The 6,643-nt window shown below is 32.5% G+C and carries 2 protein-coding genes and 1 pseudogene; 1 reads left to right on the top strand and 2 read right to left on the bottom strand.

Features of this window, described 5'->3' with window-relative positions:
* Positions 1-2,341 (bottom strand): annotated as a pseudogene (locus tag DFR66_RS13920) (hypothetical protein); the annotation flags it as partial.
* 847 nt (positions 2,342-3,188) lie between these two features.
* On the opposite strand from DFR66_RS13920, the gene uvrA reads away from it, so the two are divergent.
* Positions 3,189-5,975, top strand: a complete 2,787-nt coding sequence (gene uvrA / locus DFR66_RS09635) for an excinuclease ABC subunit UvrA (protein WP_114754638.1) — start codon at positions 3,189-3,191, stop codon at positions 5,973-5,975.
* A 5-nt stretch (positions 5,976-5,980) separates the two neighbouring features.
* Here the strand turns inward: uvrA and DFR66_RS09630 are convergent, their stop codons facing one another.
* Entirely contained in the window at positions 5,981-6,280 is a 300-nt protein-coding gene (locus tag DFR66_RS09630) for a hypothetical protein (RefSeq protein WP_114754637.1), read from the bottom strand.
* Positions 6,281-6,643 lie beyond the last annotated feature (363 nt).

Raw genomic sequence — 6,643 nt, 5'->3', positions numbered from 1 at the left:
CAACTGTACTAGCAGCACCTCCGTCAAAATCAACAAAAGCAAACGTTCCTGATTCAAAATCTAAAGGTAACGTTGGCCCTGCAACCACTGGCGGTGGAGCACTATCTGTACAGGCTGTTCCAACTTCATATTTAATGTATTTTGTAACCGATTGTCCACCAGCATAAGCAAATTTACAAGCATAGCTTATCAAATCACCAACTTTTTGATTAGTTAATTTTGCTGTAAATATTTTACTTCCAGCCGGATTATTAACCATTGCAGATTCTGCAAAAGGACTTTCTTTCCATAAACCAGCAACAAGTCCATCTCTTTGATCTAGTAATTCAAAAGTTATGTTTACATCAGTCCCAACAGTTTCAAATTTAGCTTTGTAACCCGTAGTAAATGAACCTTGACTTGCATCTTTCAAAACAGCATCGCATACAAGTGCTGGTGTCTGAACCGATGATTTAGAGAAAGTAATATTATCAAAGTAAGACACCTTATCAGAGGATCTTGCTTTATTGTCCAATGAGATAATCATTGTTACAATATCAGTTGATTCAAGTTTTCCTATCTGATTGTAAAATTCAAATGATAACTCTTCCCATTCATTGATTTTGGTATTTTTTACTTTTATCTCTCCAAGTGAACCTCCTCCAGCTACTGCAAATTTTAATGCAACATCACTGATTTCGGTTTTGTATACCATAATTTTCACCAAAGAATTTTTAGTATCTAACGTAAATTTACCTATATCATTTGTTTGACATCCTGCACCCGCATTGCCTGCAGCGGTAGCTGTAAATTTACCAACAGTTGCTGATGTATTAATACCTGTTACAAAAGGATTTGCCACTTTTTCGTATCCTTCTGTTCCTGGACCATTATCAAAATTTGTAAATGTCCAAGATGCACCATGCCCACCTACTTCAAAAGTAACAGGCGCATTCATCGCCATCGATGGATCCAACTCTTTTACAAAATAAATATTATCAAGATAAACTGTTGTTCCAGCAGTTACTGATTCGAATTTTAATTCTTTTATACTTTTTAAATCCACATTTGTATAATCAGCTAAAACAATATCAAATGAATTCCAACCTGACAAAGTAGGATTCACTGTTATACTTTTTTCGGAACCAGTAGTAGGAATCAAAAATACTTTCAAAGCATTACAATCTTGAGACCATACGTCCAAATGAAGTTTGCTCATATTAGAGACATCTATTGGTGTTTGTAATACTACTCCTTGGTAATTAAAGTTTGAATATTTCTTGGTAGCATTTCCTGCAATACTTACTTCCTCATATATGGTTGCTTGTCCCCAAGAAGGATTCCAGTTAGTTCCCGCTTTGTCGCTATAAGCCCCTCCACTAAAAAGCGAAATTACATGAGGTGCAGCAGCAGTAGGTGTTGACGCAGCAGTAGTTGGCGTAGTAGGTATAATACCATCACAAAAGCTCCCTACTTCATATTTAATATATTTTGTTTTCGATAAACCACCAGCAAAAGCAAATTTAACTGCATAACTTATTATATCTCCCTGTGTTTGTCCAGAAATTGTTTGGGTAAAAATTCTAGTCCCTGCCTTGTTAGCCATCTGAGTTTCTTCAAAAGGAAATTCTCTATGTAAAAAAGCAACCAGACCATCTTTTTGATCCAAAAGTTCAAACGTAATGTTCACGCTTGAACCAACAGTCTCAAATTTAGCTCTATAACCCACTGCAAATGTACCTTCTGAAGCATCTGTTAAAACTGCATCACAAGCCACAATTGGCGCAGGAACTAATGATTTTGAAAAAGTAATGTTATCAAAATAACTTACTGTAGCAACGGGTCTATTTTCTGTTAAGTCCATGAAGAGAATTAATTGATCTATAGCCCCTGATTTGGTAGCACCAATTCTTCCCGTAAAGTCAAAAGTTAATTCTTCCCACTCGTTGATTTTTGTGTTTGTAACAGTTAATTCACCGTTTGAGCCACCATCGGCCTCGGCAAACTTTATCCCAACAGGACTTTTAACGGTTTTGTAAACCATAATTTTAACGGTGCTATTGGCGTAAGATAATTTAAAAGTTCCCAAATCGACACCATGCTTGGATTGACAACCTGCTCCAGAACCTCCCAGATCACTTCCAGATAAGGCTGTGAACTTCCCAACAGTTTCCGAGGGATTACCAACAGTTTTGAAGGGATTTGAAACCTTTTCAAACCCTACAGTTGCACTTGGTCCATTGTCAAAATTGGTAAAAGTCCAATTAGCACCATTCTGACCAACCTCAAAGGTGATAGGGGCATTTTGTGAGTAGCTTAATGCACTAAGCAGTATGATAATCAATGATGTGATTTTTTTCATGTTTATTATTTTTTGATTTTATAAAATTAATTCAATGAAAACCATTAAAATTTAATACCCATCGAAAAAAAACCATACAAACTAAAAAAATATTATTTGTTAGTTTAACCAAATAAAAACAGATAAAAATGAAGAAATACTACAAACGAAAAAAATGTTATTTAGATAACTGTATAGGTAATGTATGGGTATACGAGAAAATATTGACTTAATTTCATGTTAAATAAAGAGCTTTGATAACAAAAAAAACAAAGTATTGTTAAATAAATTTATAATTCCTAAAAAATAAACATAATAAGAATATTAAAACAAAAAAAATCTATAAAAAACATAATTAGTAGCAGTAATTTTTATCAAAAAACTGGAAAGCCTAGAATCAACTTTAAGTTACTGTTATTTTAAAATTCAAATAAGAATTATTCTTGGTAAGGTAAACCTAAACTAATTTTCTTGACCTCCTCAACTCGTTGAAGTAATTTGTATGCATTATAATTTTAACTCCAATTTTTATAGCTGGAGATAAAATTACAAGACGAAAATCAAATAAAACAACTTCACAATTTAATTAACAACTAACTATAAGGCAGCGTTTATTTTAAAGAAATATACTTGCGCTTTTACAAGACACCTAATGAATTGTCAAATTAGACTATTATTTTATTTCACGATATTTTATTCAAAAAAATAAATTTCAAAAATTTGAATCAAATGATCAATTAGAAGTTCAACAGCATACTCCTGATAAATTGATCCTCAACAAAAACAAATCAGAAAACCTATTATTGCTTATCATTCTGTAGATATTCTCATCTTTTAATTGATTACTTTTGTAGAAATTATAATTTTTATGCAAATTGACCTTTCTCAATTAGATCCAAAGAAAAATATCATCATAAAAGGCGCACAAGTACATAACCTAAAAAATGTAGATGTTGCTATTCCACGAAATAAATTAGTGGTAATCACAGGACTTTCAGGTTCTGGAAAATCAAGTTTGGCCTTTGATACTTTATACGCCGAGGGACAACGCCGTTATGTAGAAAGTTTATCATCTTATGCGAGACAATTTCTTGGACGATTAGACAAACCAAAAGTAGAATACATCAAGGGAATTGCTCCTGCGATTGCTATCGAACAAAAGGTGAATACCACAAACGCCCGTTCTACAGTAGGAACTTCAACAGAAATATACGATTATGTAAAATTGCTTTTTGCCAGAATAGGAAGAACATATTCACCTGTTTCTGGTCGTGAAGTCAAAAAAAATACGGTGACTGATGTGGTTGCAGATGTTAAAACATTTGATTTAGACAGTAAATGGTTACTTCTAGCTCCTATCCATCTTGAAGAGGGACGAAAATTGGTAGACAAACTAAAAGTACTTTTACAACAAGGTTTTGCAAGGATTCTGATTAATAATGAAATGGTCCGTTTAGACGAAATAGACCAACATTCTTTAGATAATAAAGACATAAAACTCATTATAGATAGGATAGTAGTCAAAGACGAAGAAGAATTCTATAATCGATTGGCAGATGCGGTTCAAACTGCTTTTTTTGAAGGAAAAGGAATTTGCCATTTACAGGAATTAAACTCTGATAAAAAGTATTCCTATTCTAATAATTTTGAATTGGATGGGATAACATTTCTGGAACCAAATGTACATTTATTCAGCTTTAATAATCCGTATGGAGCATGTCCCGTATGTGAAGGATATGGCAATATTATAGGTATTGATGCCGATTTAGTGGTCCCAAATACGACTTTATCCGTTTTTGAAAATGCCATATTCCCGTGGAGAGGTGAAAGTATGAGCTGGTATCGAGACGAATTAGTCAATAAAGCTTACAAGTTTGATTTCCCAATACACAAACCATATTATCAATTATCCGAGGATCAAAAAGAACTGATTTGGAATGGAAACAGCTATTTTCAAGGCTTGAATGATTTTTTTAAAGAACTAGAAGAAAAAAATTATAAAATCCAAAATAGAGTAATGCTTTCTCGTTATAGAGGGAAAACCAAATGTTATTCTTGTAAAGGAAAACGATTAAGAATTGAATCCTCATATGTGAAAATCAACGAAAAAACAGTTTCAGATTTAGTTGATTTACCTATTAAACATTTAGTTACGTTTTTCAAAAACATTGATTTAGATGTTTATGAGAAACAAATAGCCAAACGATTATTGGTAGAAATCAACAACCGTTTATCTTTTTTAACCGAAGTAGGATTAGATTATCTAACATTAAACAGGAATTCAGCAACGCTTTCCGGTGGAGAATCACAACGCATCAACTTAGCAACTTCACTTGGAAGTAGTTTAGTGGGTTCGATGTATATTTTAGATGAGCCAAGCATTGGTTTACACCCAAAAGATACAGAGCGTCTGATAAAAGTTTTGCTTTCATTGCGAGACTTAGGAAATACGGTCATCGTGGTCGAACACGATGAAGATATTATGAAAGCCGCTGATATGATTATTGATATTGGTCCAGAAGCTGGAACTTTTGGAGGTAATCTAGTAGCACAAGGAACCTATGCCGAAATACTAAAATCGACTTCACTTACTGCAAAATATCTAAATGGTGATTTAGAAATTACTGTTCCAAAAAAACGAAGAGCTTTCAAGAATTTTATTGAAATAAAAGGAGCAAGAGAAAATAATTTACAGAATATAGATGTAACTTTTCCTCTTGATGTATTAACCGTAATTACTGGAGTTTCTGGAAGTGGAAAGAGTACGCTTGTTAAGAAAATCCTTTTTCCGGCGATGCAAAAAAAACTGGAGAACGTGGGTGAAAAAGCAGGGCAGTTTACTGAAATGACTGGTTCTTTTTCGCAAATCAAACATATAGAATATGTAGATCAAAACCCTATAGGAAGAAGTTCTCGTTCTAATCCTGTGACGTATATTAAAGCGTATGATGATATTAGGGAATTGTATGCCAAAGAAAAACTATCAAAAATAAGAGGTTACCAAGCCAAACATTTCTCGTTTAATGTTGATGGTGGAAGATGTGAAACCTGCAAAGGGGAAGGTTCAATTAACGTAGAAATGGTTTTCATGGCTGATGTGCAATTGCCCTGTGAAACCTGTAACGGGAAACGATTCAAAAAAGAAGTACTAGTAGTAACATTTGAAGGCAAAAATATTCATGATATACTCACGATGACAATAGATGATGCCATTGCTTTTTTTATCGCCAATAAACAAACTAAAATCACTCAAAAATTACAACCTTTACAAGATGTGGGATTGGGTTATGTACAATTAGGGCAATCTTCTTCTACACTTTCAGGCGGAGAAGCACAGCGTATAAAACTAGCTTCATTCTTAGTAAAAGGTGCAACAAAAGACAAGGCTTTATTTGTTTTTGACGAACCTACAACGGGATTGCATTTTCATGATATCAAAAAATTATTGGCTTCTTTTGATGCTTTAATAGACAAAGGTCATTCCATATTGGTAATTGAACACAACCTTGATTTAATAAAATGTGCCGATTGGATTATTGATTTAGGACCAGAAGGTGGCGAAAATGGAGGGAAATTACTAGCAGTAGGAACTCCAGAACAAATTGTAAAAATAAAGGATTCAGTTACTGGAAAATACCTAAAAGAAAAATTATAAAAATGCTATTTTGAATAGCATTTTTCTTCAAATGTATTTCCATCTTCATCGATAGCTATTACTATATTTTTTTCTCTAGATGAAACATAAGTAACATAAATCCAGCCAACTGACCATACCCCTAAAGTCATACAACAAAGTAAAAAATTAAATCCATGATCTACATCTTTCCTGCCTTTTGATAAAACAGCAAAAGGTAAACTATCATTTTGTTCTATAATAGTAAATCCATGATGAATTTTGTTTGCTAATGTATTAGTGAATTTTTGTAGATTTTCTTCGTTAATGTATGTATTGCTTTTCATAATTATTGATGTAAATTACTTTAGCTATTTATTATTTTTGTGTAAAAAAAGTTTATTAGAATCACTATACAAAAATAAGCGTAATCTATTACTTCCACAATACCCACTTTTAGTGATTTTTGATCAGTCAAAAACAATTAAACAACTTGTCATTTTACTATTAAAGTTCAATACAAATATATTATCATCACAAAATTAATAGTTACACAATATTTTATTTATGTTATAATATTCACATATTAGTCTCATTAATAAATAATAATAATAAACCCGTTGGGTGAAATTAGTTTATTTGAATTTTGATATTATTGATTGGTCTGTCAAATATGAATTTGTTGATATATTGAACCAATGTTAATGCTG

This window comes from Flavobacterium glaciei (assembly GCF_003350545.1).
GTDB classification, from domain to species: Bacteria; Bacteroidota; Bacteroidia; order Flavobacteriales; family Flavobacteriaceae; genus Flavobacterium; species Flavobacterium glaciei.
The sequence above is the reverse complement of the archived record's forward strand: the minus strand, read 5'-3'. Positions and strand labels throughout refer to the sequence as shown.